The 24,608-nt window shown below is 66.5% G+C and carries 25 protein-coding genes; 10 read left to right on the forward strand and 15 right to left on the reverse strand.

Annotated elements, in window-relative coordinates; genetic code table 11:
- The 5 genes from VIF40_RS11120 to VIF40_RS11140 all read right to left on the reverse strand — a co-directional run.
- Positions 1-652, reverse strand: a 652-nt coding sequence (locus VIF40_RS11120) for a CDP-alcohol phosphatidyltransferase family protein (protein ID WP_331937581.1), incomplete at its 3' end; no start/stop codon positions are given.
- Positions 653-830: 178 nt separating this feature from the next.
- Positions 831-1,967: a polysaccharide biosynthesis/export family protein gene (locus VIF40_RS11125; RefSeq protein WP_331937582.1), complete on the reverse strand. Its 1,137-nt coding sequence runs from the start codon at positions 1,965-1,967 to the stop codon at positions 831-833.
- Positions 1,968-2,202: 235 nt separating this feature from the next.
- The gene (locus VIF40_RS11130; protein WP_331937583.1) at positions 2,203-3,126 is read right to left on the reverse strand and encodes an NAD(P)-dependent oxidoreductase; all 924 of its coding nucleotides are present in this window, start codon (positions 3,124-3,126) and stop codon (positions 2,203-2,205) included.
- Between the two features lie 4 nt (positions 3,127-3,130).
- Positions 3,131-4,075 (reverse strand): transketolase family protein, encoded by a 945-nt coding sequence (locus VIF40_RS11135; protein ID WP_331937584.1) that lies wholly within the window; start codon positions 4,073-4,075, stop codon positions 3,131-3,133.
- Positions 4,075-5,097: a transketolase gene (locus VIF40_RS11140; RefSeq protein ID WP_331937585.1), complete on the reverse strand. Its 1,023-nt coding sequence runs from the start codon at positions 5,095-5,097 to the stop codon at positions 4,075-4,077. Before VIF40_RS11140 ends, VIF40_RS11135 begins: the two co-directional genes overlap by 1 nt.
- A 5-nt stretch (positions 5,098-5,102) precedes the next feature.
- On the opposite strand from VIF40_RS11140, the gene VIF40_RS11145 reads away from it, so the two are divergent.
- The 3 genes from VIF40_RS11145 (at position 5,103) to VIF40_RS11155 (ending at position 8,118) form a co-directional block, all read left to right on the forward strand.
- On the forward strand, positions 5,103-5,774 hold the full coding sequence (locus VIF40_RS11145) for a CDP-alcohol phosphatidyltransferase (protein ID WP_331937586.1): 672 nt from the start codon (positions 5,103-5,105) through the stop codon (positions 5,772-5,774).
- A gap of 212 nt (positions 5,775-5,986) precedes the next feature.
- A complete protein-coding gene (locus VIF40_RS11150; RefSeq protein ID WP_331937587.1) occupies positions 5,987-7,102 on the forward strand; it encodes a diguanylate cyclase in 1,116 nt (371 codons plus the stop codon).
- Positions 7,099-8,118 carry a sensor histidine kinase gene (locus tag VIF40_RS11155; protein ID WP_331937588.1) on the forward strand — a complete coding sequence of 340 codons (1,020 nt, stop codon included), beginning with the start codon at positions 7,099-7,101 and terminating at the stop codon, positions 8,116-8,118. The genes VIF40_RS11150 and VIF40_RS11155 overlap by 4 nt, the downstream gene beginning before the upstream one ends.
- A gap of 4 nt (positions 8,119-8,122) precedes the next feature.
- Here VIF40_RS11155 and VIF40_RS11160 read toward each other — a convergent pair whose 3' ends face one another.
- Complete coding sequence (locus tag VIF40_RS11160) at positions 8,123-8,548, reverse strand: metallopeptidase family protein (protein ID WP_331937589.1); 426 nt, start codon at positions 8,546-8,548, stop codon at positions 8,123-8,125.
- A gap of 7 nt (positions 8,549-8,555) precedes the next feature.
- The gene (gene leuC / locus VIF40_RS11165) at positions 8,556-9,965 is read right to left on the reverse strand and encodes a 3-isopropylmalate dehydratase large subunit (protein WP_331937590.1); all 1,410 of its coding nucleotides are present in this window, start codon (positions 9,963-9,965) and stop codon (positions 8,556-8,558) included.
- Between the two features lie 144 nt (positions 9,966-10,109).
- On the opposite strand from leuC, the gene VIF40_RS11170 reads away from it, so the two are divergent.
- Positions 10,110-11,108, forward strand: a complete 999-nt coding sequence (locus tag VIF40_RS11170; RefSeq protein ID WP_331937697.1) for a small ribosomal subunit Rsm22 family protein — start codon at positions 10,110-10,112, stop codon at positions 11,106-11,108.
- Position 11,109: 1 nt separating this feature from the next.
- Entirely contained in the window at positions 11,110-11,526 is a 417-nt protein-coding gene (locus VIF40_RS11175) for a VOC family protein (protein ID WP_331937591.1), read from the forward strand.
- 19 nt (positions 11,527-11,545) lie between these two features.
- On the opposite strand, the gene VIF40_RS11180 is transcribed toward VIF40_RS11175, so the two are convergent.
- Entirely contained in the window at positions 11,546-11,989 is a 444-nt protein-coding gene (locus VIF40_RS11180; RefSeq protein ID WP_331937592.1) for a hypothetical protein, read from the reverse strand.
- A 102-nt stretch (positions 11,990-12,091) separates the two neighbouring features.
- A complete protein-coding gene (rplS, locus tag VIF40_RS11185) occupies positions 12,092-12,502 on the reverse strand; it encodes a 50S ribosomal protein L19 (protein WP_331937593.1) in 411 nt (136 codons plus the stop codon).
- A gap of 222 nt (positions 12,503-12,724) precedes the next feature.
- Between rplS and glpE the strand changes: the two genes are divergently transcribed.
- Together glpE and trpS are read left to right on the forward strand one after the other, a co-directional pair.
- Positions 12,725-13,048, forward strand: coding sequence for a thiosulfate sulfurtransferase GlpE (gene glpE, locus VIF40_RS11190; RefSeq protein ID WP_331937594.1), 324 nt, complete (start codon positions 12,725-12,727; stop codon positions 13,046-13,048).
- A 125-nt stretch (positions 13,049-13,173) separates the two neighbouring features.
- Positions 13,174-14,208, forward strand: a complete 1,035-nt coding sequence (gene trpS / locus VIF40_RS11195; protein ID WP_331937595.1) for a tryptophan--tRNA ligase — start codon at positions 13,174-13,176, stop codon at positions 14,206-14,208.
- A 4-nt stretch (positions 14,209-14,212) separates the two neighbouring features.
- On the opposite strand, the gene glcF is transcribed toward trpS, so the two are convergent.
- The 3 genes from glcF to VIF40_RS11210 form a co-directional block, all read right to left on the reverse strand.
- Positions 14,213-15,499 (reverse strand): glycolate oxidase subunit GlcF, encoded by a 1,287-nt coding sequence (gene glcF, locus VIF40_RS11200; RefSeq protein ID WP_331937596.1) that lies wholly within the window; start codon positions 15,497-15,499, stop codon positions 14,213-14,215.
- A gap of 157 nt (positions 15,500-15,656) precedes the next feature.
- Positions 15,657-16,835 (reverse strand): glycolate oxidase subunit GlcE, encoded by a 1,179-nt coding sequence (glcE, locus tag VIF40_RS11205; RefSeq protein ID WP_331937597.1) that lies wholly within the window; start codon positions 16,833-16,835, stop codon positions 15,657-15,659.
- Between the two features lie 78 nt (positions 16,836-16,913).
- On the reverse strand, positions 16,914-18,407 hold the full coding sequence (locus VIF40_RS11210; RefSeq protein WP_331937598.1) for an FAD-linked oxidase C-terminal domain-containing protein: 1,494 nt from the start codon (positions 18,405-18,407) through the stop codon (positions 16,914-16,916).
- Positions 18,408-18,578: 171 nt separating this feature from the next.
- Here VIF40_RS11210 and VIF40_RS11215 point away from each other — a divergent pair, with 171 nt between their 5' ends.
- The gene (locus VIF40_RS11215) at positions 18,579-18,992 is read left to right on the forward strand and encodes a heme-binding protein (RefSeq protein WP_331937599.1); all 414 of its coding nucleotides are present in this window, start codon (positions 18,579-18,581) and stop codon (positions 18,990-18,992) included.
- Positions 18,993-19,059: 67 nt separating this feature from the next.
- On the opposite strand, the gene VIF40_RS11220 is transcribed toward VIF40_RS11215, so the two are convergent.
- Positions 19,060-19,377, reverse strand: a complete 318-nt coding sequence (locus VIF40_RS11220) for a DUF3572 domain-containing protein (RefSeq protein WP_414684793.1) — start codon at positions 19,375-19,377, stop codon at positions 19,060-19,062.
- Between the two features lie 169 nt (positions 19,378-19,546).
- Between VIF40_RS11220 and VIF40_RS11225 the strand changes: the two genes are divergently transcribed.
- The gene (locus VIF40_RS11225; protein ID WP_024880681.1) at positions 19,547-19,918 is read left to right on the forward strand and encodes a response regulator; all 372 of its coding nucleotides are present in this window, start codon (positions 19,547-19,549) and stop codon (positions 19,916-19,918) included.
- A gap of 13 nt (positions 19,919-19,931) precedes the next feature.
- The gene (locus VIF40_RS11230) at positions 19,932-21,302 is read left to right on the forward strand and encodes a PleD family two-component system response regulator (RefSeq protein ID WP_331937601.1); all 1,371 of its coding nucleotides are present in this window, start codon (positions 19,932-19,934) and stop codon (positions 21,300-21,302) included.
- A gap of 365 nt (positions 21,303-21,667) precedes the next feature.
- Here VIF40_RS11230 and VIF40_RS11235 read toward each other — a convergent pair whose 3' ends face one another.
- Together VIF40_RS11235 and VIF40_RS11240 are read right to left on the reverse strand one after the other, a co-directional pair.
- The gene (locus VIF40_RS11235; protein WP_331937602.1) at positions 21,668-22,024 is read right to left on the reverse strand and encodes a DUF2946 family protein; all 357 of its coding nucleotides are present in this window, start codon (positions 22,022-22,024) and stop codon (positions 21,668-21,670) included.
- Positions 22,025-22,181: 157 nt separating this feature from the next.
- Complete coding sequence (locus VIF40_RS11240) at positions 22,182-24,497, reverse strand: TonB-dependent receptor (protein WP_331937603.1); 2,316 nt, start codon at positions 24,495-24,497, stop codon at positions 22,182-22,184.
- Between the last annotated feature and the right edge of the window lie 111 nt (positions 24,498-24,608).

Here is a 24,608-nt window from a genome sequence, read left to right on the forward strand (position 1 = left end):
GCTCGTCGTCACGGTCCATCCGCGACAAATCCTGACGCACCATCCAGACGAACAGAGCGAAAGCGATCGCCGAAGCCGTCCCGATCGTCACATCCAGAACCGTGAAGCGCCACAGCCGCGCCTCCACCACCTGCGGACCCAGCCAGCAGGCGAACAGGCTCCACGCCGCCACCAATATGCGGAACTCCGTCGCCCCCATGCCACCATAGGACAGGCGATGCACGCCCGCCGTCGCCACGCGGAGATAAGTGTAGGAGCTCATCAGCAGATAGAGCGACAGCACGAACAGCGCCGACGGCAGCGTGAAATAAGGCGAGATCCCGAGACCCACCACGATCAGGCTCTGCGCGATCAGATCGCTCGAATGATCCAGAAGAAAGCCGTAGCGCGGACGCTCGATCCCGCGATGGCGGGCCAGCGTCCCGTCCAGCGAATCGCCGAACCAGTTCAGGAACAGGCCCGCGACCACCGCCCACAGGAACCATTCCGACCAATGCGTCAGCGCAAAACCCGCCGCTGTCGTCACAGCGCCCGCCAGCCCCACGGCTGTCAGATGGTCCGGCGTCGTCCAGGCGGGAAGTCGGATCACCAGCGCCCGCAGCGCGCGCCGCTCGCCAGCCGCCAACAGGCTCGTATTCAATCGGTTCGCCAAGAAACCCCCTCGAAAACCAAGCCCGTCCTCGCAGCCGATCGGTCCAGCGTGGCCGCCTCGCCCGGGCTACGACGTCTTTTTTGCATCGCAATATTATCGACCGTCAGCTTGCCCGGGCCCAACTCCCGCGTCAACCGATATTGCCGCCCTTACGGTGGATTTCAGAGGGGGGCGCCCCTCACTTCACCGCCGCGCCCACCGCCGCGCCCTGTATCGCCGGCTGCGTCAGCGTGGAGACCAGCTGGAACGCCTTGCCGATCTCCGTCACAGGCGCATTCGACACATACAATATGTCCTTGTCCCGCATCGCGAACCGCCGCGCGGTGAACAGCGCCGCCGGATTGCGCATGTCGAGATGATAGGCCACCGGAATCAGCCGCTGCGCCGCCAGCAATGGCGACACCGTCGGATAATCCACGATCACCGCCGAAGGCTCGTAGCGCAGCACGAACAGCCCGCTCGGATCGGCCCGCTGATCGGTGAGGCCGCCGGCCTTGCCGATCGCCTCCTCCAGCGTGATGCCCCGCGCGTCGAAGGGGACCACAGCATTCGCCCCCGTCGCGCCCGCCACTGTGAAGGTCTGCGGCGTGCGCTCCACGGTCAGCAGGTCGCCGGGGCGCACGAAAATGTTCTCGCGCGGATTGGAGAGCAGCGCCTGGATCGGCGCGCGCGCGGTGCGGTCGCCGCGCGTCAGGCTGACGAAAGTCTCGTGAACCGGCGAGCGGAAGCCGCCCGCCGCCGCGATCACATCCATCACGCGGTCGCCGCGCAGCGTCAGCGGCACGCGCGCGCCCTGCGTCACCTCGCCGGTCACCGTCGCCGTATTGCTGATGTTGCGCGACACATTGACCAGCGCCTGCGGCTCGATCGCCTTGCCGCGCAAGCGCTCGACGATGACCGCCTCCACGTCCTGCTGGGTGCGGCCGGCCACCTGGATGCGCCCGGCGTAGGGCACGGTCACCGAGCCGTCGCGCCCGACCGCCTGATCCGGGATCGCCGCGGAGCGCGAGCCGGGGCTCGAGCGATCCGTCGCCGGCGAGGAGAACAGGCCGCCGGAGGCCGCCTCCCAAAGCGTGATCTGCAAAGTGTCGCCGACGCCGATCGGCTGCGCGGCGGGCGGACGATAGTCACCGAAGGAGCCGCGCAGGCCGGGCGCCTCCCGCTTGGCCAGCGCCGCGGTCACCTGGGCGTCGATCTCGACGAGGGCGAAGGCTGTCTCCGGCTGCGATTCGGTCGGCGTGCCGGCGCTGATCACCGCATCGCCGGAGGGGCCGCTGCCCGGAAGCAGGCTGCAGCCCGAAAGCAGGGCGGCCACTGCGCAAGCGCTGAACGCACGACGAGCGCCGAAAATACGACCAGCGCCGAGAATACGACCAGCGCCGAGAATACGAGATGTCTTCAAAACCACGCCGCCCCCGACCAACGCCCCAGGCCGCTCCCGAAGCTTCGCCGCACGCCCAAATGACCCCGTCTCTTTGGCGAAGACAAGGCCTGCCGCGCTGCGAAGAGCCTTTATGCCACCCCTGTGACCCGCGCGCTACAGCCTATGGTTAACGAATTTCTGCGTCGCCGGAGGTCAACCAATCGACGGTCTCGGCGAAACCCTGCGCCAGGGGCACGATCGGGCGCCAGCCGGTCACTTGCCGGATGTGGGAGATGTCGGCTTCCAGATGCATGATCTGATCCGGTCGATAGGCCGTGCGGCCGAAGCCCGGCTCGATTCCCGGCGCCACCAGATCGCGCAGCATCAAAACAGCGTCGCGCAAAGGGAGAGGCTCGCCCGATCCGATGTTGAAGGCTCCGCTCGCGTCGCTGTCGAGCAGAGCGAGGAGCGCCGCGGCGGCGTCGCCGACATGGGTGAACTCCCAAATCTGCTCGCAGGCGGTGAGATCGGGCGAGCGCCCCGCGGCGAAGGCGCGGATGAGCGAGGGCACGAGCCAAGGCCGCGCCTCACCTGGACCATAGAGAGAAAAGACGCGCCCCCATGCGGCGCGCAGCCCGCGTTCCGCCGCTATGGCGAGCAGCGCCCGGCCGGCCGCGAGCTTGGAAACGCCATAGAGCGTCGTCGGCTCGGTCGGCGAGCCTTCGGCGACGCGGCCGGACAAAAGGCCATATTCGGCCTGGGAGCCGACGCCGATCAGAATGCGCGCGCCGGCCTCGGCCGAGACTTCGGCGAGCCTCCCGGTCGCGACGATATTGTCGAGCTGGCCGACATCGTTGCGATCCGCGCCGGCGACCCCGCGCCAGCCGCAGTGGACGACCGCCTCCGGCGCGAAACGCTGCAGCGCCGCCCGATAGGTCTCGGGCGCGAAGAGATCGCCGGAAATCCTCTGAAGCCGCACGGCGAGAGGCGCGAGCCGCGTCGCCGCGATGTCGTCTCGCAGCAGCACGGCGCATTCGTTTCCCGTTTCGACGAGCCGTCGCGTCGTCTCCGCTCCGAGAAAGCCCGATCCGCCGGTGAGGAAAACGCGCAAGGACTCAGCCCAGCCCGACGCTGAGCGGCGCGCCCCGTCCCGCGACGAGCGCCCGCGCCCGCTCGGCGATCGAGGCCGGATCGAGCCCGGCGCGCCGGCGCAAAGTCTCGGTGTCGCCGACGAGGCTCGGAAAGGACTGCGGCGCCGTGAGATCGACGAAGGCCTCGCCGCGCCCGCGCGCGAGCAGAGTCTCCATGACGCCGATCGACAGCGGATTGCCGCGATAGCCCTCGAAAACGGCGACGACCGGCGCGCCGGTCAGACAGGCCGCGAAAGCCTGCGCCGGGAAAGGCTGCAGGATCGGCACGCTGACGACGGACGCCTCGATCCCTTCCGCCGCGAGAATCTCGGCGGCGGCGAGACAGTGCGTCACCGAGCCGCCGCTCGCGGCCAAGGTCACATCGGCCCCGCGGCGCGCCTCGAAGGCCGCCGTCTGCGGCGAGAAGATCGGCGCGCCATAGGCGGCGCCGCTCTCGCGCGCGATGCGGAAATAGACCGGCCGCGGATCGTCGAGCAGCGCCGCGTAGCAGCGGTCGAGCTCAGCCGCATTGCCCGGATTGGCGACGATGAGATCGGGCAGCGCGGCCATGATCGAGGCGTCCTCGAGCGCATGATGCGACGGCCCCAGCGCGCCGTATGAGAAGCCGGCCCCGACGCCGATCAACCGCACGGCGCGGCGCTGATAGCAGATGTCGTTGCGAATCTGCTCGAAGCAGCGGGCGCTCATGAAGGGCGCGATGGAATAGGCGAAAGGCCGAAAGCCGCTGGCCGCCAGCGAGGCGGCGACCGAGACCATATTGGCCTCGGCGACGCCCATATTGACGAAGCGCTCGCCCAGCGCCTGCTCGAGCGGCTCGACGAAGGAGAAGCCGAGATCGCCGGTGAGAAAGACGATTCTCGGATCGACGCTGGCGTCCGCCTCGATGAGCTCGATGATCCGCTTGCGCATCAGGCGAGCTCCAGATCCGCGGCGAGCGCCGGCTTGTAATGCGAGGCGACGGTGTTCTCGATGCGGGCGACGCCCTTGCCCTTCACCGTATGGGCGAGGATCGCGCGCGGACGCCCGCGCGAAGGCCGCTCCAGAGCCGCGACCAGCGCCGCCCAATCATGCCCGTCGAGCTCGATCGTCTCGAAACCGAAGCTGCGCCATTTGGCGCCGAAGGGCTCGAGGTCCATCACCTCGCGCGTCGGCGCCAGCGATTGAATGTGATTATAGTCGACGATGGCGGTGAGCGAGGCGAGCTTGCGCGCGCCGGCGAACAGCGCCGCCTCCCAGGTCGCGCCCTCGTCGCATTCGCCGTCCGAGAGAATGCAGAAGACGCGATGATCGCCGCCGCGCAGCCTATGGCCGAGCGAAAAGCCCGCCGCCAGCGACAGGCCGTGGCCGAGCGAGCCGCTGGTGGCGTCGATCGCGGGGACCGTCTCGGTGAGGCCGACATGTCCCCAGAGCGGCGTGCCATTCTGAAGATAGACGTCGAGCAGCGCCGGATCGACCAGCCCATATTGCTCGAGAGCCGCATAATAGGCCATCGCGGCATGGCCTTTGGAGAGAATGACGCGGTCCCGCTCGGCCGCGCGGGCCGTCGCCGGACGAAGATCGGAAACCGCCAATACCGCATCGAGAATCTCGACGACGCCGAGCGAGGAGCCGAGATGAGCGGAATTCGCGTTATAGGACATGGAGATGACGCGTCTCCGCGCCGCCGCGCAACGCACTGCCGCCGCCGCCGCTCCGTCACGCGATAGGGGCGGCGCCTTCGGCCCCGGAGCCGAGCCTCTTCTCGCCATCGGTCTTGTCCTCGCCATTTTCGCGAGCACTATGCCATTCGAATGGTTAACGCTTGGCTTAAGGCCCCGCCCGACGCCCGTTCTCGAGCGCACTTGCGCGTCGGCGTCGATGTGAGACAATAGGAATAAGACATCGTCCAAAGGGCTGACAGCCGATCGAGCGGAGACAACCGCGGAGTGCATCGCATATGAAGATCGCCGAGCTGAAGCCGGGGCATCATCAGAGCTTTCTGGCTCCCGCCGAACAAAAGCTCGTGCGCGCGATCATCGGCGAGCTGCCGGAATCGGTGACGCCGCTGCAGCTCACGCGAATCGGCATGTTCGGAGCGCTCGTCGCCGCAGTGGCGCTTGTCGGCAGCTGCTGGTCGGCGCTTTGGATGCCGCTGATTCCGCTCGGCGTCTTCCTGAACTGGTTCGGCGCGGCGCTGGACGGCCCACTGGCCGTGCATCGCCAGACCGCCAATCCGCGGCTCGGCCTGGTCGAGCACACCTATGATCTCTTCTCGCAGATATTGATGATCGTCGCCTTCGGATTCTCGCCGTTCCTGTCGATGGAGTCGGCCTGCATCGTGCTGATCTGCTATCTGCTTTTCTCGGCCTATACTTATATCCGGGCTATCGCCCGCCATGTGCAGCAAATGTCCTATATCGGCCTCGGCGCAACAGAGTTCCGCATTCTCATGGTGGTCTGGCCCTTCGCCGCCCACGCCATGGGCATAGACGAGACCGCCGACGTCGGCGTCTCGCGGCTCGACGCCGCGGTCATGATCCTGGCCGCTTTCGCGATCTTGGGCCTCGTGATCAAGGCTCTCTCCGACGCCCGCCGGGTCGCGGTGGACGAAAACGGCCAGAAAATCTGAGCCGATCCCCTGCCGGGCGCGCTCTTCTCCCGATATTCGCCACAATTCTTTGCGTCCCGCCACGAAGGTCGCTATGGACGGCCGTAGCGGACAGACGAAAATAGTTCCGGGCGAGCTGTGATTCGCGTCCGCCTCACCGGCGTCCGCCCGGCCCGCGAGGAGAATGCGAACCGATTTGTCCTCTGCGGCAGAGACGGGAAAGACGGACCAGGATGAAACTCGATTCGAAACGCACGGCTTTGGTCGCAGGCGCCGCGCTGGTCGCCGCGGCGGGCGCATTCGCTCTGAGCCGAGCCGAATTTTTCTCGGCGCCGGATATCTCCTCGCTCTGGTCCTGGTCCCTCGACAATTGGGAGACGACGAGCGTCGGCGCATCCGGCGACGCTGTCCGGGTGGCGCATGAGCCTCTCGCGCTGGCGCGCAATCTCGCGCTGATCTCCGCCGCCTTCATCGGCGTTCTGCTGGGGGCGCCGCGCGTCGTGGAGATCGTCACGCGCTCGGGCCGCGCCAGCGCGGCGACGGACGCGCCTGAGGATCTCGTCAAGACGCGCCGGCTGATCGACAGCGAGCTCGGCACGATCCTCTCGCTGGTGCGCTCGCATCTCGACAGCAACAAGACCTATTCCGCGGCGCTGGTGAAAGGCCATCGGGAGCTCGCTGCGACGACGAGCCCGGATCAGATCCGCGCCGCCATCGTGCTGCTGATCGCCGAAAATCAGAAAATGCTGCGCGAGACCGAGGAGCATCAGCGCCGGCTGGAGGAATCGCGGCGGCAGATCACCGAATTGCGCGCCGAGCTCGCCGAGACGCAGGAGCTCAATGTCCGCGACTCGCTGACGCAAGTGTTCACGCGCCGCCATTTCGACGAGACGCTGGCGCGTCAGGCGAACGCCGCGTCCGCGACCGAGTCCGCCTTGAGCCTCATCATGGCCGACATCGATCATTTCAAGAAGATCAACGACGGCCACGGCCATCTGATCGGCGACGAGGTGCTGAAGAATTTCGCCAAGACGATGACCAGGCATGTCGAGGAGAAAGACACGGTCGCGCGCTATGGCGGCGAGGAATTCGCGATCATCATGCCCGCCGTCTCCTTCGCCGAGGCGAAATTGGCGGCCGAGCGCATTCGCGCCGAATTCGAGACTAAGAAATGGGCGATCAAGGGCGGCGCGCCGATCGGCCGCATCACCGCCTCCTTCGGCGTCGCCCAGCTCGCGCCGCGCGAGAGCGCCGAGAGCCTGCTGCAGCGCGCCGACTCCAAGCTCTATGTCTCCAAATCGCGCGGACGCAATCTCGTCACAGTGGACACGGACACGACGCCCCGTTGAAGATTTCGACCAATCTGATCGATTTATCCGCACGCTCCAGGGCCCTGCCCGGCTGGATGCGCTATCTCGCGGCCTCCGGGCTGACGCTGGCCGCGCTCGCGGCGCAAGCGCTGCTGCACGACAAGCTGCCGCCCGGCCAGCTTCTCTTGTTCGTTCCGGCGGTGCTTCTCGCCGCTCTGCTGTTCGGCGGCGACGCAGGCGGCTGGGCGGCGGCCTTCAGCGCCGCGCTCGCCGCCTATTTTCTGTTCCAGGGCGAAGGCTTCGCCGTCTCCGATCCCGCCGAGGCCTTCGCGCTCGTGCTGTTCATCTGCGTGAGTCTCTCCATCGTCTATGTGTTGCAGGAGCTGTTCGGCGCGCTCGATCAGCGCGCGGCGGAAACCGCGGCCGCCCTCGCCTGCGCGACCAAGACCGAGCGCCTGAAAGGCCTCTATCTCCAGGAAATGGCGCATCGGACCAAGAATGATCTGCAATTCGTCGCCTCGCTGCTGCAAATGGAGGGACGGACGCTCGACGACGAGGAGCGCAAGGCGTCGCTGCTCTCGGCGGCGAGCCGCGTCGCCGTCGTCGCCCGCGTCTATGCGCTGCTCCAGAATGGCGGCGCGCTCGATGTCGAGATGAAGCCGCTCATCGACGATCTCTGCGCGGACCTGCGTCTGGCGCTCATCGGCCTGCGGCCGATCGCGCTGCGGACGGAGGTGGAGAGCTGCGCGCTCGGCGTGGACGAGGCGCGCGCGGTGGCGCTGATCGTCAATGAGCTCGTCGTCAATGCGCTCGAATACGCCTTTCCCGAGGATCGCGCGGGCACGGTGAAGGTGCGGCTCGCGCGCGCGGGCGACGATTTCGCCTTGACGGTCGCGGACGATGGCGTCGGGCTCCTGTCGATGGAATCGAAAGGCGCGGGCTTCGGGCAGAAGCTGGCGCGCTCGCTGGCCCAGCAGCTCGGCGGCGTCGTCACGATCGAGGCGGGCGCCGTCGGCATGCGCTGCGAGCTGCGCTTTCCGGCGCCGCCCGCGTGAGGCCTCAGCCGGCCTTCTGCTCGATCTCTTCCATATCCTCGTCGGAGAGGCCGAAGTGGTGGCCGATCTCATGCACGAGGACATGGGTGATGACCTCCTGCAGAGTGTCCTCTCCATCCGCCCAATAGTCGAGAATCGGACGGCGGTAGAGCCACACCATGTTCGGCGGCTCGCCCGTATGCGCCGACGCCTCGCGCTGCGCGAGGCCCTGGCCGCGGAACAGGCCCAGGAGATCGAATTCGCTCTCGCATTCCATCTCTTCGAGGATTTCCTCGTCCGGAAAATCCTCGACATGGATCACAAGGCCTTCGCAGAGCCGCGTGAAGCGCGACGGCAGCGAGGCGAAAGCCGCATCGGCCAGCACCTCGAGGTCCTCGAGCGAAGGGGCGCGGAGCTGGGCGAGAGCGCTGTCGTCGAGAGGCGAGGCCATGCGAGACTTACCTCCAGCTGCGAACATCCACGAAATGGCCGACGATCGCCGCCGCCGCCGCCATGGCGGGCGACACGAGATGGGTGCGGCCCTTGAAACCCTGACGTCCCTCGAAATTGCGGTTCGAGGTCGAGGCGCAGCGCTCGCCCGGCGCGAGACGATCCGGATTCATCGCGAGGCACATGGAGCAGCCCGGCTCGCGCCATTCGAAGCCGGCGGCGGTGAACACCTTGTCCAGCCCCTCCGCCTCCGCCTGCGCCTTCACCAGGCCGGAGCCCGGCACCACCATGGCGTTGACGCGCCCGCTGACCGTCTTGCCGGCGACCACGGCCGCTGCGGCGCGCAAATCCTCGATCCGGCCATTGGTGCAGGAGCCGATGAAGACGCGATCGATGGCGATGTCGCTGGCCTTCTCGCCGCCCTTGAGGCCCATATACTCAAGCGAGCGGGTGATCGCCTGACGCTTGGCCGGATTGGCGACGCTGTCCGGCGTCGGCACCAGGCCGGTGATCGGCATCACATCCTCGGGCGAGGTGCCCCAGGTGAGAGTCGGCGGCAAAGCCGCGGCGTCGAGCACGATCACGCGGTCGTAATGCGCGCCCTCGTCCGAGCGCAGCGTCTCCCAATAGCGGATGGCGGCGTCGAAGATCTCGCCCTGCGGGGCCTTGGGCCGGCCGCGGAGATAGTCGTAGGTCTTCTCGTCCGGCGCGACGAGGCCGGCGCGGGCGCCGCCCTCGATCGACATGTTGCAGACCGTCATGCGGCCCTCGATAGAGAGGTCGCGGATCGCCTCGCCGGCATATTCGATCACATGGCCGGTGCCGCCGGCGGTGCCGATCTCGCCGATGATGGCGAGAATGATGTCCTTGGCGGTCGCGCCCTCGGCCAGCTTGCCGTCGACGCGCACCAGCATGTTGGCGGCCTTTTTCTGGATCAGCGTCTGCGTCGCCAGCACATGCTCGACCTCGGACGTGCCGATGCCATGGGCGAGCGCGCCGAACGCGCCATGCGTGGACGTGTGGCTGTCGCCGCAGACGATCGTCGTGCCGGGAAGGGTGAAGCCCTGCTCCGGGCCGACGATATGCACGACGCCCTGCCGCGAATCGTGCTCATTGTAATATTCGACGCCGAATTCCGCGGCGTTGATGGCGAGCTGCTCGACCTGCGCCTTGCTCTCCGGGTCGGTGATCGGCAGAGAGCGGTCGGTGGTCGGCACATTATGGTCGACGACGGCGAGCGTTTTGCTCGGCGCGCGGACCGTGCGGCCTGAGGTGCGCAGCCCCTCGAAGGCCTGCGGGCTCGTCACCTCATGGATCAAATGGCGATCGATGTAGATGAGGCACGCGCCGTCCTCCTGCTCATGAACCACATGATCATCCCAGATCTTGTCGTAGAGCGTGCGCGGGCGTCCTGCCATTTGTCTCGTTCCTGCTCCGAACTGCCGTAAAATGAGCCGCAAATTCGGCCTCGACCGAACCCGGTAGGGTGTTCTACTCGCAAGAGGGGCGGCTTGGAAGTATGTAATCTCGGCGACGCCCGAGCGGGAGGCCTCTTCGACGTGATGCGAATTTCGACGGCGCCGCCTGCCGAGCTGGCGGCCGCGCTGGCCCGGCTGATGGACGAGCGCTCCCGCCGGGCGCTGGCCGAGCGAACGATGCGCATTTCCGCCATTTATCGCGCCGGCGGCCCGACCGCGCAGGCGATCCTCGACGAGGACGACGCTCTCGCCTACGCCCTCTATCGCCTCCCCGCCACTTATGCGGCGAGCATTCATGCGCTCGGCCGGCTGGCCGAACGGGCGCCGGAATTCGCGCCGCGGCGGATGCTGGATCTCGGCGCCGGGCTCGGGACCGCGAGCCTCGCCGCGCGCGAGGTCTGGCCGGAAATGAGCGAGAACCTGCTGCTCGATCGCAGCGCGCCGTTTCTGGCGCTCGCCCGGCGGCTCGCCGGCGAGACGCTGGCCAAAGCGGAAATCGTCGCCGGCGACCTCGCCGCGCCGCCCGCTCTCGGCGCCGCCTTCGATCTCGTCGTCGCGAGCTACGCCTTGACGGAAATAGCGGAGGACAGGCTCGACGCCGCCGTCGACGCCGCCTGGCGCCTCTGCGCCGGAGCGCTGGTCCTCGTCGAGCCCGGCACGCCGCGCGACCATGCCCGGCTGATGCGGATGCGGGCGCGGCTGGTCGCCGCCGGGGCGCGCGTCTCGCTGCCCTGTCCGCATTCGGCGCCCTGCCCGCTCCAGGCGCCCGATTGGTGCCATTTCTCGGTGCGGCTCGCCCGCTCGCGCGACCACAAGCTGCTCAAAGGCGCCGACGCGCCTTTCGAGGACGAGAAATTCGCCTATCTGGTCGTGACGCGAGACGACGCCGCCGTCGTCCCCGCGCCGGCGCGTCTATTGGCTCGTCCGGACGTTCTCAAGCATGGGTTAAGGATAAAGCTTTGCGCTGCGACGGGAATCGAAGAAGTTACCGTGGCGAAGCGCGATAAGCAGACCTTCGCGCCTATAAAAAAGAAAGACTGGGGCGACGAGGTCGCCGCGGGGGAAATGTCGGCGGGGAAATAAAATGCAACGGCCGAGAGTCTCGCCCTACCTTACCGTCTCGCCGGCCGCCGGCGCGATCGCCTTCTACACCGCCGCCTTCGGCGCGCAACAGCGGGCGCTGATGCCCTCGGTCGACGGGATGCGCATCGCCCATTGCGAGCTGACGATCAATGGCGGCTCGGTGATGCTCGCCGACGCCTTTCCCGAGCTCGGCCACGCCCGCCCGCCATTGCCCGGCGAGCAGGTCACCGCCTCGGTGAGCCTGGAATACGACAAGGCGCAGGAGGTGGACGACATCGTCGCCCGGGCCAGCCAGCTCGGCGCCAAGGTCGAGACGCAGCCGACCAACACCTTCTGGGGCACGCGCTACGCCGCGCTGCGCGATCCCTTCGGCCACAGATGGATATTGAACGCGCCGCTCGACTCGTCCGGCGGCTGAGCCGTAGCGGGAACTCGCTTTACGGCTCGACGAAGAAAGAGCGCCGCATCGAGGTCCAGGTATCGAGCGCCAGCTCGATCTCCGACGACGATTCACAGCAGAATTGCGCGAGCGGCGAGGCGTCGCCGACGAGGATGGACGGAACCACCGCCGCCCGAGCCGGCAGCACGGCGCCGGACACGCTGGCGGCGATGACGAAAGCCTGATCGAACGGCCGCGCGGCCTCGATCGCCCGCGCCAACGGCTCCGCGCCCGCGCCGGCGTCATAGAGTTTCGCGAAACGGCCGCCGAGACCGAGCCCTTCCGCCACAGCGGCCAAGTCCTGCGTCCCCGCAGAGAAGGCGATTTGGGTCCAGCCCTTGGCGGCGAGCGCCTCCAGCGCCTCCGCGACGCCGTCCGCCAGCCGCCGATCCGGCTCGCGGCGCGCCACGACGTCGAAATCCCAGAACAGGATTTTGCTCATCGGTTCTCTTCACGGCTCGATAGAGACGACGAAGCGATCCTGCGGCCTGTCGCCGCGCAGGATCGCTCCGCCACGCTCGCGATGATGGGGAAAGCTCCGGCCTTACTCGGCGGCGGGCGCGGCCTTGGCCTTGTCCTTGGCCTTCGTCTTATTGTCGATGCGCTCGGCGATGCGGGCCGACTTGCCGCGACGGTCGCGCAGATAATAGAGCTTGGCGCGACGCACCTTGCCGCGGCGGATCAGCTTGATCGAGTCGATGAGCGGCGCATGGAGGGGGAACACGCGCTCCACGCCCTCGCCATAGGAGATCTTGCGGACGGTGAAGCTCTCGTTGATGCCGCCGCCCTGGCGGGAGATCACCACGCCCTCATAGGCCTGGATGCGGGAGCGCTCGCCTTCCTTCACCTTCACATTGACGATGACGGTGTCGCCGGGGCGGAATTCCGGGATCGACTTGCCTTCGAGAAGGCGGGCCGATTGCTCGGCGTCGAGTTGCTCGATGATGGAGGGCATGAAAAACTCCTGCCGTTTCGCCAATAGCCGCCGCAGCGGCTCTGGCGAGCGTTTCGGGACGCTGTTTTGATTTGGTTGCGTCGCCATACACGAGGCTGCGCCGATTGTCGAGAGCAGCCCGACGGCCGAGTGACGGCCGGCCGGCCCAGCGGTTGGCCTCTTCTTCGCATGGGATCGGGCGGAACGGCGCCGACGGCGCCCCAGAGAAGCCGAGAACGGACAATGGCGCAAGATTTTCGCAGGATCGACGTCGCCGGCGCGCGCGACGTGATGAGCCGCGGCGAGACGCTCGTCCTCGACGTTCGCGACCCGGAATCCTTCCGGCGCGGACACATAGAGGGCGCGGAGAACACCTCGCAGGACGAACTGAACTATTATCTCTTCGAGACGCCGAAGGAGACCCCCGTCATCGTCTGCTGCTATCACGGCAATTCGAGCCAGTCCTTCGCCCGCATCTTCGCCGATATGGGCTTTGCCGAGGTCTACAGCCTCGACGGCGGCTATGAGGCCTGGGCGGCGGCGGAGAGGGCGGCGTCCGGCGCCTGAGGCGCGCGTCGGGATGAGACGCGAGCGAGACGCTCTCGCCCCGGATGCGCTCGACCGAGATACTTGCGCTCGGGGTCCCGCATTGTCATAAGAGCCGCCGATCTCGAACCAGTCGGCGCTCCTCCATGACCAGCTTCCCGCAGCGTGTGTTCTCCGGCGTTCAGTCCACCGGCAATCTGCATCTCGGCAATTATCTCGGCGCGATCGTCAAATTCGTCGAGCTGCAGCAGAGCTTCGATTGCCTCTATTGCGTCGTGGACCTGCACGCCATCACTGTGCCGCAGGACCCGATCGCGCTGCGCGACAACACGCGCGAGATCGCCGCAGCCTTCATCGCCTGCGGAATCGATCCGAAGAAGAACATCGTCTTCAATCAGAGCCAGGTGGCCGAGCACGCCGAGCTCGCCTGGGTCTTGAATTGCGTCGCCCGCATCGGCTGGCTCAATCGCATGACGCAGTTCAAGGACAAGGCCGGCAAGGATCGCGAGAACGCCTCCATGGGCCTGCTCGATTATCCGGTGCTGATGGCCGCCGATATTCTGCTCTATCGCGCCACCCATGTGCCGGTCGGCGAGGATCAGAAGCAGCATTTGGAGCTCGCCCGCGACATTGCGCAGAAGTTCAACAACGACTTCGCCGAATCGATCGCGCGCAACAATTTCGGCGAAGCCTTCTTTCCGCTGCCCGAGCCGCTGATCTCCGGCCCGGCGACGCGGGTGATGAGCCTGCGCGACGGCACGAAGAAAATGTCGAAATCGGACGCCTCCGATTATTCGCGCATAAATCTCTCCGACGACGCCGATCAGATCGCGCAAAAGGTGCGCAAGGCCAAGACCGACCCCGACGCTCTGCCGTCGGAGGAGAAGGGCCTCGAGGGACGGCCGGAGGCGGATAATCTCGTCGGCATTTTCGCGGCGCTGGCGCAGCGCGGCAAGGCGGATGTGCTCGCCGAATTCGGCGGCGCCAATTTCTCGACCTTCAAGCTCGCCCTCGTCGATCTCGCCGTCGCCAAGCTCTCGCCGATCACCGCCGAGATGCGCAAGCTGATGGCGGACGAATCCTATATCGACACCGTGCTGCGCGACGGCTCCGCGCGGGCGCGCGAATTGGCGCGGACCAATATGGATGCGGTGAAGGATATCGTCGGCTTTTTGCGCTGAGAGGTCAGCTCACGCCGATCGGCTTCGGCCCGCCGCTCGCCCAATCCAGCAATTGCACAGTGTGGACGATGGGAATCGCCGTCCCCTGCCCGATCTGAATCATGCAGCCGAGATTGCCGGCGGCGATCGCCTGCGGCGCGACCGACTCGATATTGGCGACCTTGCGATCGCGCAATGCGCTCGCCAGCTCGCCCTGCAACAGATTGTAAGTTCCCGCCGAGCCGCAGCAGATATGGCTCTCGGGCACGGGAACGACATCGAAGCCGGCGCGTCGCAACAGCTCCATCGGCAGATCGGCGATCTTCTGCCCATGCTGCAGCGAGCAGGCCGAATGATAGGCGACGCGCAGCCTGCCGACATCGACCGAAGGCGTGAAGTCGAGAGCGGCGACGATCTCCGTCACATCGCGCGCCATGGCGGCGATGCGCGCGGCGTTTTCCGCCAGCGCGGGATCGTCGCGGAACATATGGACGTAATCCTTGACGGTCACGCCGCAGCCGGAGGTGTCGATCACGATCTGATCGAGGCCGCCGCGCTCGATCTCGCGCGTCCAGGCCTCGATATTGCGGCGCGCGAACGCATGTGAGTCCGCGCTCTTGCCCAGATGATGCGGCAACGCGCCGCAACAGCCGGCGCCCTCCGCCACCACCACCTCGACGCCGAGACGCGTCAGCAGCCGCACCGTCGCCTCGTGGATGTTCGTGTCGAGCACGGTCTGCGCGCAACCGCTCAGCAGCGCGACACGCATTTTGCGCGCGCCTCGAGCCGCGAGAATTTGCGGATGATCGATCGGCGATGGCGCCGGCAGCCGCGCCGGCGCCATGGCGACAATGTCTCGCAAGCGACGCGGCAGCAGGCGGGCGAAAGGCCGCGCGAGCGATGCGGCGCGCAGCGATTGCCGGAACAGCGCCGGCCGCGTGAGCACGAAAGCGAGCGTCGCGCGCAACATGCGATCGAACACCGGACGCCGATAGGTCGTCTCGATATGCGCGCGCGCATGATCGACGAGATGCATGTAGTGCACGCTCGACGGACAGGTCGTCATGCAGGAGAGGCAGGAGAGGCAGCGGTCGACATGACGCACCGTGCGTTCGTCGGCGGCGCGGCCATTCTCCAGCATCTCCTTCATGAGATAGATGCGCCCGCGCGGCGAATCGAGCTCGTCGCCGGTCAGCAGATAGGTCGGGCATGTCGCCGTGCAGAAACCGCAATGCACGCAGGCGCGCAGAATCTTCTCCGATTGCGCCATGTCGGAATCGGCGAGGAGATCGGGGGTGAAATGCGTCAGCATCGCTTCTTTCGACTCGTCTCGAAGAGGCCCCCTCCCTCACCCTCCCCCGCTTTGCGGGAGAGGCGGCGGCCGGCGTGTCGCGCACTTTCGATGAAGCGCGCGATCTGCTCCCTCTCCCGCAAAGCGGGGGAGGACTGGGGAGGGGGCGTCCCCACAATCAGAACTCCGCGCGCAGCCGGCCGCGCTCCAGAATGAAGCGCGGATCGAAGGCCTCCTTCACCCGCCGCGTGAGCGCCGCCAGCGCCGAAGGCTGCGGCTGGAATACATCCACCAGCGTGCGAATCTCCGCGTCGGCGCGGATGAGCGTCGCATGGCCGCCGAGCGCATCGACGATCGCGCGGATCGCCGGCGCATGGGCGTCGGCCATCGTCGCGAGCCGCAGCCAGACGAGGCCGCCGGCCCAGTCATAGAAATACGCTAGCACAGGCGCGCCGGCGCGGCGCAATCGCTCGACGAAAGCAAAACCGTCGGTGGGCGCGAGCGAGACGCGCCAGATGACGCCCTCGCCTTCCGCCACTGGCTCGGCGTCGCGCAGACGCGTCCAGAAAGCGCGGCTCTCGGCGTCACGCAGAAAATCCGTCGCGGCGCCGAAGCAGCCGAGAAAAGCCGCGAGCTCGTCGCGACGCGTCACGACGGAAATCTCCGGCCCCTCGAGGCGCAGCGCCGCCATGTCCTCGCGCGGATCATAGGCGAAGCTCGAGACTTCATAGGGCGAGCCCGACGCCTTGCGCAGCGCCGCGAGGCCCTTCTCCTCGCCGAGACCGCGCAGCAGCAGCGTTTCTTCCGTCTCCGCCTTGGGCAGGACCTTCAACGTCGTCTCGGTGAGCGCGGCGAGCGTGCCATAGGAGCCGGTGACGAGCTTCGAAAGATCATAGCCGGTGACATTCTTCATCACGCGGCCGCCGGATTTGACGATCTCGCCGCGGCCGGTGACGCAGCGAAAGCCGAGCAGATGATCGCGCGCCGCGCCCGCCTTTATGCGGCGCGGACCGGAGGCGTTGACGGCGATCACGCCGCCGATGGTCGCATCGTCGCGCGCGCCGCCGAGCAGCGGCGCATGATCGAGCGGCTCGAAGGCCAATTGCTGGCCCTGCTCATCCAGCAGCGCGACGATGTCGCGCAAGGGCGTGCCAGCGCGCGCCGTCAGCACCAGCTCCTGCGGCTCATAGAGCGTGACGCCGGCGAGCGCGGCGAGCGAGAGGATGCGCTCGCGCTTCGTCGCGCGGCCGAACGCGGCTTTGGAGCCATGGCCTTCGATCGAAAGCGGCGCGTCTTGCGCGAGCGCGGCGCGGATCGCGTCGGCGACATCGTCTTCGTCTCTCGGCGTCAGGCGCATATGAGGCGCTCGCGTCCCTTCTCCCGCTCGCGGGAGAAGGGAGCGCGCACGCAGATTGCGGAAAACGATCCGGCATCCTCAAAACCTCGGCAGCTCGGGAAACGGCAGCTTGCCGCCCTGCACATGCATCATGCCGAGCTCGGCGCAGCGATGCAGCGTCGGAAACACTTTTCCCGGGTTCAGCCTGTGCTGCGGATCGAAGGCGCATTTCACGCGCTGCTGCTGAGCGAGATCGGTCTCGTCGAACATCTCGCCCATCAGATCGCGCTTTTCGACGCCGACGCCATGCTCGCCTGTCAGCACGCCGCCGACCTCGACACAGAGCCGCAGAATATCGGCGCCGAGCTTTTCGGCGCGTTCGATGTCGCCCTCTTTCGACGCGTCATAGAGTATCAGCGGATGCAGATTGCCGTCGCCCGCATGAAACACATTGGCGACGCGCAGCCCATGGCGTTTCGCCAGCCCGTCCATGCGCGTGAGGACATCCGGCAGGCGGCCGCGCGGAATCGTGCCGTCCATGCAGAGATAATCGGGGCCGATGCAGCTCACCGCCGGAAAAGCGTTCTTGCGCCCCGCCCAGAAGCGCAGCCGCTCCGCCTCGCTCTGCGAGACGCGCGTCTCCGTCGCGCCCTCGGCGCGCGCGATCTGCTCCACCTGCGCGACGAGATGGTCGACCTCGGCCGGCGCGCCGTCCAATTCGACGATGACGATCGCGCCGGCGTCCAGCGGATAGCCGCAGGGCTGGAAGCTCTCCACCGCGCCGATGGTGGCGGCGTCCATCATCTCGAGGCCGCCGGGAATGACGCCGCGCGCGATGATCGCGCCGACGCAGCGCGCGCCGGCTTCCACCGTCGGAAAGGCCAGCAGCAGGCCGCGCGCCAAAACAGGCTTCTGCAGCAGCCGCACAGTGACTTCTGTGACGACGCCGAGCAGCCCTTCCGAGCCGGTCATCAGGCCCATGAGATCATAGAGCTCGCTATCGAGATGCTTGCCGCCGAGGCGCAGAATCTCGCCGCCCATCAGCACGATCTCGAGGCCGAGGATGTTGTTGGTGGTCAGCCCGTATTTCAAGCAATGCACGCCGCCGGCGTTCTCGCCGACATTGCCGCCGATCGTGCAGGCGATCTGCGAGGACGGGTCCGGCGCATAATAGAAGCCCGCATGTTCGACGGCTTTCGAGATGGCGAGATTCTGCACGCCGGGCTGCACGCGCGCGCAGCGATTCTCGAAATCCACCTCCAATATGCGATTGAACTTGGACAGTCCGAGCAGAATGCCGTCCTCGAGCGGCAAAGCGCCGCCGGAGAGCGAGGTGCCGGCGCCGCGCGGCACCAGCTTCACGTTCATCTCCTGCGCCAGCGCCATGATCGCGCTCACCTGCGCCACCGTCTCCGGCAGCGCCACGACCAGCGGCAGCGCGCGATACATGACCAGCGCGTCGCATTCATAGGCGCGGCGCGCGGTCTCGTCGGCGATGACATTGGCGGCGGGCAGAATGGCGCGCAGGCGCGCCAGCAGCTCCTCGCGGCGCGCCAAAATCGCCTGCTCGGGGAGCGGCATGACCAGGGACATGTTGTCTCACTGAAAAGATGGCCGAACCTGGGCTCGGCGCTGCGGCCGGCTTGCGCCCCCCGGCCGTTTCGTGCTCGTTACCTCCCTATTCGAGCAGGCGCCGGCGCGCAAGTCCACAGCGCGCCCTGACCATGCAGCGCGCCCTGGTCACGAAGGACAGGATTTCGGCCGATGAAGACAAAATTCGCGCTCACTCTCGCCGACGCCAGACGCGTCGCCGCCGCGGCCGAGGCGGAAGCGATCGAGAATGGCTGGAGCGTCGTCGTCGCCATCGTCGACGACGGCGGCCATCTCGTGCTTTTGCAGCGCCTCGACGGCGCGCAGACCGCCTCCGCCGAGATTGCGACGCACAAGGCGCGCACCGCGGCTCTGTTCAAGCGTCCGACCAAGGCTCTGGAGGACATCGTCGCGGGCGGCCGCGCCGCCATGCTGAGCCTGCCCGGCGTCACCGCGGTCGAAGGCGGCCTTCCGCTGGTCTATCGCGGCGATATCGTCGGCGCGATCGGCGTTTCCGGCGTGCAGTCGTTTCAGGACGGCGTCGTCGCCAAAGCCGGGGCCGAGAGTCTGGACGATCAGCGATCCTGACGGCGGAAGCGGCCGCGCGTCCTTTTCACGATCGCGCAGCCGGGCCGCGCGGCGCCGCAATCGCGCCTCAATCCATGATCGGACCGGCGAGCGCCGCCCGCGCCGCGACGACGCTCTCCGGCGCGAGATTTTCCGCGGCGGCGAAAGCAATCAGCAGCGGCTCGTCGGCGCAAATATGCTCGAGCAGAGCGAGCTGAAAACCTTCCGCGCCGGCGAGCGCGCGAATATCGCCGGGATCTGCGCCGGTGAGCGCCAGAAAACGCCCCATGCGCTCGTCATCCTCGGCCAAAAAAACCAATGATCGCAACGCCATAGATCGCGCATCCGACTTCGATGGCGGCGCTGCCCGCTTTTCGCCACCGAGACGGTGTCTAGTCTTTTCGATTTTCATTTCATCAATCTTCATCTGCTAACCCGAAGGCGAGATCGTCTTCGAATGCACCGGCTTTCGATTTCGAGACGAGACGGAACCTTACCGCCGCCGCGTCAGGGAACGAGACGCCAATGGGCGCGACCGCGCCGAAACGAGAGCAGAATCGCGAAAGTCGGAGCCAATGCCCAAAACCGTCCTCATCGTAGAGGATAACGAGCTCAACATGAAGCTCTTCAACGATCTCCTCGAGGCCAATGGGCATTCGACGCTGCAGACGAAGAGCGGCGTCGAAGCGATCGCGCTGGCGCGCAGTCACTCGCCCGACCTCATTTTGATGGACATTCAGCTCCCGGAGATCTCAGGCCTCGAGGTGACGCGCTGGCTCAAGGACGACGAGCAGCTGCGCTCCATCCCGATCATCGCGATCACCGCCTTCGCAATGAAGGGCGACGAGGAGAAAATTCGTCAGGGCGGCTGCGAGGCCTATCTCTCGAAGCCGATCTCGGTCGCCCGTTTTCTTGAAACCGTGAACGCATTTCTAGCGGACAGATGAGGGGCCGCGCGTCATGACCGCACGCATTCTGATCGTCGACGATCTTCTACCCAATATCAAATTGCTCGAGGCGCGGCTGACGGCCGAATATTTCGACGTCCTGTCCGCGTCCAACGGGCCCGAGGCGCTGGCGCTGTGCCGCGAGGATCGCTGCGACATCGTCCTGCTCGACGTCATGATGCCCGGCATGGACGGTTTCGAGGTCTGTCGACGTCTGAAGACCGATCCCCTCACCGCGCATATTCCCGTGGTGATGGTCACCGCGCTCGACCAGCCGTCCGACCGGCTGCGCGGCCTCGAGGCCGGCGCCGATGATTTTCTCACCAAGCCCGTCGACGAGATCGCGCTCATCGCGCGCGTGCGCTCGCTCGCCCGCCTCAAGGTGATGCTCGACGAATTGCGCGCCCGCGCGGATACCTCCGCCAGCCTCGGCCTCGGCGACAAGGGCGCGCGCGCGATGGCCGACGCCGGCAAGAACGGCCGCATATTGGTGCTCGAGGACAGGGGCAATTCGGCCGAACGAATCACCCTGGCGCTGCGCGATCAGCATGAGGTGACGATCGTCGCCGATCCGCAGGACGCGCTGTTCCGCGCCGCGGAGGGCGATTTCGATCTGATCGCCGTGAGCCTCGACCTCAAGGGATTCGATGCGCTGCGCTTTTGCAGCCAGATCCGCTCGCTGGAGCGGACGCGGGCGCTGCCGATCCTCGTCCTCGCCGATATGGACGATCGCAGCCGCATCGTGCGCGGCCTCGATCTCGGCGTGAACGACTATATCGTGCGGCCGATCGACCGCAACGAGCTCGTCGCCCGCGTGCGCAGCCAGCTACGCCGCAAGCGCTACGCCGACAGCCTGCGCTCCGATCTGCAGGCGGCGATCGAGCTCGCCGCCGTCGATTCGCTGACCGGCCTCAACAATCGGCGCTATCTCGAGACCCATCTCGCCGCCCTGCTCGACCAGGCCGCGCATAAGGGCCGCGCGCTGACGCTGATGATGCTCGACATCGATCATTTCAAGTCGGTCAACGACACCCATGGCCATGACGCCGGCGACGAGGTGCTCAGGCATTTCGCCCAGCGCATGCGCCGCGTCGTGCGCAGCGCCGATCTCATCTGCCGTCTCGGCGGCGAGGAATTCGTCATCGTGATGCCGGACACGCCGCTGGCCGTCGCCGCCAAAGTGGCCGAGCGCGTGCGCGCGGCCATACAGTCCGAGCCCTTCTGCATCGACCGCAATGGCGGAGCCATCCCGGTCACCACCTCGATCGGCATCGCCGAGCGCGGAAAAGACGCCAACGCCGAGGGACTGCTGCGCCGCGCCGACAAGGCGCTCTACGCGTCGAAGAGCTCCGGCCGCAATCGCGTCACCGCCGCCGCCGCCTGAACCCCCACCCGCAAAAAAAATCCCTGCCCGAACCATGTCGGGCAGGGGGGAAAGTTGGGAGCCCCACTCGGAGGAGAGCTTCCGAGTGAAGAGGAGGGGCGCGCGGACCGTTGCGGGCCGCGTCGCCGATGGGATCGCCCGGGAAATTGCGAGCTGCGCGTCGTCGATGCGCGGCCACTCGGCAAAACACGGGCGGAAATGATCTCGGATTGGTGAGCGGAGGAGAGCCTATCGCTCTCGAGGTCCGCTTTCGGCGTCACGATCGCGGCGAAAACGCCGTTCGATCCGTCTGACGCAGCCCCTGTCCCGGCTCGAGGGGCTCGGGAGCGCCCCTCCATCTCGCGACTTCGCAGTCGCGCGCGGGATCAGGCGAGGAGCGAGGGTGGCGCGCGTGGAGAGAGAGGCCGCAATTCCGGCGGCGCGGCGGCGGCGGCGCGATCGTCGACCATCGGCGCGACCGCCGAAGGGAAGTCGAAGCTCAGGACGATGACGACCGTATCGGCTCCATCGACCTCGGCCGACGCGCTGCAATGGAGCATGCAGCAGGAGCCGACGTGCTTCTCGACAGGCGCGGAGCCGGAGGACGGGGCGCCCGATTGATCGGTGACGCAGACGACGCCGAAAGCGCCGCCGTCCGCCATAGCGCCTGTCGCGAAGCCGACCGCCACGATCTGCAACAGAAGGACCGCAGCCGCCAGCATGCCGACGACGGCTCTATCCATCTTGAAGATCCAACGGGCCTCGGCTTGCACGGGACGCCTTCTCTCAGCTGCGGGCTCGCACGCTAGGGGAGAGCCCGCAATGGGTCAAGGCGCCCACCGACCAGCCCATGCGGCAAGTTGTCGCGCGCCGAAACGCCCGGCGCGCGACGCCTCTCGCTCAATAACGGACCGAGAGCGAGGAGGTGATGGTGAGGCCTGGCTGTAGATAATACTGATAATAGCGCTGATTCAGCAGATTGTTCCCGGCGACCGAGAAGGTGACGTTCTCGTCGATCTTGTAGCTGATCTTGGCGTTGACCAGAGTATAGGGATCATAGGTCCCGAACACGCCATTGGTCACGCCCTGGTTGAGCGTGTCGCTATTGCCGAATATCTTGCCGGTATATTTGACTTGCGCCGAGGCGGACCATTCGCGCCATTTCCATTCGCCGCCGAGCGCGAAGCTGGTGCGCGGCACATCGCCTAGCACCTTGCCCACCATCGACGACTGCGCGTCGTTCTTCGTCACGCGCGTGTCCTGCCGCGTGACCACGCCGAAGAGGGCGAGCTCCTCGGTGACCTCCTGGCGCACCGTGGCCTCTATGCCATGCACATAGGCGCGACCGACATTGACGTTGCGGTTCACGTCATTCGCCGTGCCCTGAACGATGACCTGCTGATAGATGAGGTCGCGCAGATCGTTCTCGAAATAGGTCGCCTGGATTTTCGTGCGCGTCGGCAGCCGGAAATTGGCGCCGATCTCCCAGCCGAACAATTTTTCCGATTTCAGATTGGGGTCGGATTCCGTCGTGCGCACGCCGACCGGGCCGGTCTTGGTGGTGAAGGCCCGAGAATAGAGCTGATTGAGAGACGGCGGATGAAAGGCGGTGCCGACCGAGCCGTGCAGCGTCACCCATTCGAAGGGCTCGTAGACGGCCGAGAATTTCGGGCTGAAGCTGTTCTCCTGCCGCAGCGGATTGTCTTTGTTGAAGGCGAGCAGCGTCGGCTGATAGGCGGTGGGCGTCTGCGAATTGCTGCCATGCGCCTCCCACATGTCGTAGCGGCCGCCGAAATAGAGATCAAAGGTCCTGACATAGGGAAGACCGAAGCTTTTCAGCGGCGTGACCTTGTCCTGGAAATAGACGGAGGTCATCGTCGACTCGCCATTGGCCGTATAGCTGGTGGCGACGCGCGTGTCGGGATTGCGCCACGAGTAGGTGTCGTCATTGTGCCGGGCGAGCGTGCTCTGCTCGAAGGAGCCGCCGAGGATCACATCGTTGAAGTCGCCGATCTGGGCGTGCAGTTGCATGCTGGTGTTGAGGCGTGTGTTGGGTGATGTCGATATCTGGCCGACGCCGCCGTCGTAATACGACTTGCCGCTGATGTAATTGACGTACCAATTGGTGAGGGTCGCATAGCCGATGTCGCCCTCGAGCGTGACCCCGTCGGCGATCTTGGTCTCGAAGCGGCCGAAGCCGCGCAGCGAGGTTTCCTCGGAAGGCTGCAGAGTGGCGAAGTCCGTCCGCGCAACGGAGAATTGCAGCCCGGCGTCATTCGCCGTCCCGCTGAGGAAGCTCCCGCCCGCGCCCGCGATATAGTTGTTATTATTGGTGTAATAGGTGTGATAGCGATCGTAGGACATGCCCACGTTGAATTTGGTGTCGGCGGAATAGTCGTAATAGAGGCGCAGATTGCCGTTCTGCTGGTCCCAAGGCCGGCGGCCCTTGTCGCCGATGATGATCGACGGATTGCCGTTCTGGTCGGTCGTCGGGATGGCGCCGATGACCGGCGTTCCCGACGCCCCGGCGACCGCGGTCTTGGTGACGAAATCGCCGATGAAGCTATGATTGCCGATGTGCCCGAGGGCCACTGCGATTCCGAGCCCATTATCGAAACGGTCTCGATAACCGACATTGGCGAAATAGGACACGGGCGAGCCCGCGGTCACGCCCGCCTCGCCGGAAAACTCCCGCTTGGTCGGCCGCTTGGAGATGACATTGACGACGCCGCCCATGGCGTCGCCGCCCCACAGCGCCGAGAAGGCGCCCGGCACGACCTCGATGCGCTCGACGTCGTTCATCATGATCGACGACCAGTTGACGCTGTTCGAATAGCCGGAGTTGATCGTCTGTCCGTCGATCATGATGCGCGAGCGGCTGCCGGCGATACCGCGCATGGAGAAGCCGCCCTGGCCGCTGCCGGGCGTGGTGTTGCCGAAGGCGCTGCCACGAAAGAACAGGCTCGGCGACTCGGTGAGCGCGTCGGCGAGGCGGCGGGCGTTGTGCTGCTCGATGGTGAGCATCGTGCCCTTGCCCATTTTTTCGTCGCCGGAGACGGCGACGTCGACCGCGGCGGGCGCCTCCTGCAATTTCACCGGGGTGCGCGTGGCGCTGGAAATATCGATATCGGGCAGTTCCTCCTGCGCGCGCAGGGGCGGCGACAGGAAGAGAAGCGCGAGCGCTCCCGCGCTGCGTAGCAGATGATAGCGAGCCATGTCGGTTCTCTCGAATGAGCGCGCAGGACGGCGCTCGGACCCTGGAGTCCGGCGGCCTCGTCGACAGCGCTGGAATGGAATGGGAATGCGCGCCGGGACGCCCGCGAAGCG

Origin of the sequence: Methylosinus sp., assembly GCF_036560965.1 — a bacterium.
In the GTDB taxonomy this organism is placed as follows: Bacteria; Pseudomonadota; Alphaproteobacteria; order Rhizobiales; family Beijerinckiaceae; genus Methylosinus.

What these genes read in the sequence shown, in the direction of transcription:
- glpE (WP_331937594.1), top strand. Translation starts at nt 12,725, where the DNA reads ATGGCGCAAGATTTTCGCAGGATCGACGTCGCCGGCGCGCGCGACGTG.
- VIF40_RS11175 (WP_331937591.1), top strand. Translation starts at nt 11,110, where the DNA reads ATGCAACGGCCGAGAGTCTCGCCCTACCTTACCGTCTCGCCGGCCGCC.
- VIF40_RS11230 (WP_331937601.1), top strand. Translation starts at nt 19,932, where the DNA reads ATGACCGCACGCATTCTGATCGTCGACGATCTTCTACCCAATATCAAA.
- VIF40_RS11145 (WP_331937586.1), top strand. Translation starts at nt 5,103, where the DNA reads ATGAAGATCGCCGAGCTGAAGCCGGGGCATCATCAGAGCTTTCTGGCT.
- VIF40_RS11170 (WP_331937697.1), top strand. Translation starts at nt 10,110, where the DNA reads ATGCGAATTTCGACGGCGCCGCCTGCCGAGCTGGCGGCCGCGCTGGCC.
- rplS (WP_331937593.1), bottom strand. Translation starts at nt 12,502, where the DNA reads ATGCCCTCCATCATCGAGCAACTCGACGCCGAGCAATCGGCCCGCCTT.
- VIF40_RS11180 (WP_331937592.1), bottom strand. Translation starts at nt 11,989, where the DNA reads ATGAGCAAAATCCTGTTCTGGGATTTCGACGTCGTGGCGCGCCGCGAG.
- VIF40_RS11240 (WP_331937603.1), bottom strand. Translation starts at nt 24,497, where the DNA reads ATGGCTCGCTATCATCTGCTACGCAGCGCGGGAGCGCTCGCGCTTCTC.
- trpS (WP_331937595.1), top strand. Translation starts at nt 13,174, where the DNA reads ATGACCAGCTTCCCGCAGCGTGTGTTCTCCGGCGTTCAGTCCACCGGC.
- VIF40_RS11235 (WP_331937602.1), bottom strand. Translation starts at nt 22,024, where the DNA reads ATGGATAGAGCCGTCGTCGGCATGCTGGCGGCTGCGGTCCTTCTGTTG.
- leuC (WP_331937590.1), bottom strand. Translation starts at nt 9,965, where the DNA reads ATGGCAGGACGCCCGCGCACGCTCTACGACAAGATCTGGGATGATCAT.
- glcF (WP_331937596.1), bottom strand. Translation starts at nt 15,499, where the DNA reads ATGCTGACGCATTTCACCCCCGATCTCCTCGCCGATTCCGACATGGCG.
- VIF40_RS11215 (WP_331937599.1), top strand. Translation starts at nt 18,579, where the DNA reads ATGAAGACAAAATTCGCGCTCACTCTCGCCGACGCCAGACGCGTCGCC.
- VIF40_RS11140 (WP_331937585.1), bottom strand. Translation starts at nt 5,097, where the DNA reads ATGCACTCCGCGGTTGTCTCCGCTCGATCGGCTGTCAGCCCTTTGGAC.
- VIF40_RS11210 (WP_331937598.1), bottom strand. Translation starts at nt 18,407, where the DNA reads ATGTCCCTGGTCATGCCGCTCCCCGAGCAGGCGATTTTGGCGCGCCGC.
- glcE (WP_331937597.1), bottom strand. Translation starts at nt 16,835, where the DNA reads ATGCGCCTGACGCCGAGAGACGAAGACGATGTCGCCGACGCGATCCGC.
- VIF40_RS11225 (WP_024880681.1), top strand. Translation starts at nt 19,547, where the DNA reads ATGCCCAAAACCGTCCTCATCGTAGAGGATAACGAGCTCAACATGAAG.
- VIF40_RS11160 (WP_331937589.1), bottom strand. Translation starts at nt 8,548, where the DNA reads ATGGCCTCGCCTCTCGACGACAGCGCTCTCGCCCAGCTCCGCGCCCCT.
- VIF40_RS11135 (WP_331937584.1), bottom strand. Translation starts at nt 4,075, where the DNA reads ATGCGCAAGCGGATCATCGAGCTCATCGAGGCGGACGCCAGCGTCGAT.
- VIF40_RS11150 (WP_331937587.1), top strand. Translation starts at nt 5,987, where the DNA reads ATGAAACTCGATTCGAAACGCACGGCTTTGGTCGCAGGCGCCGCGCTG.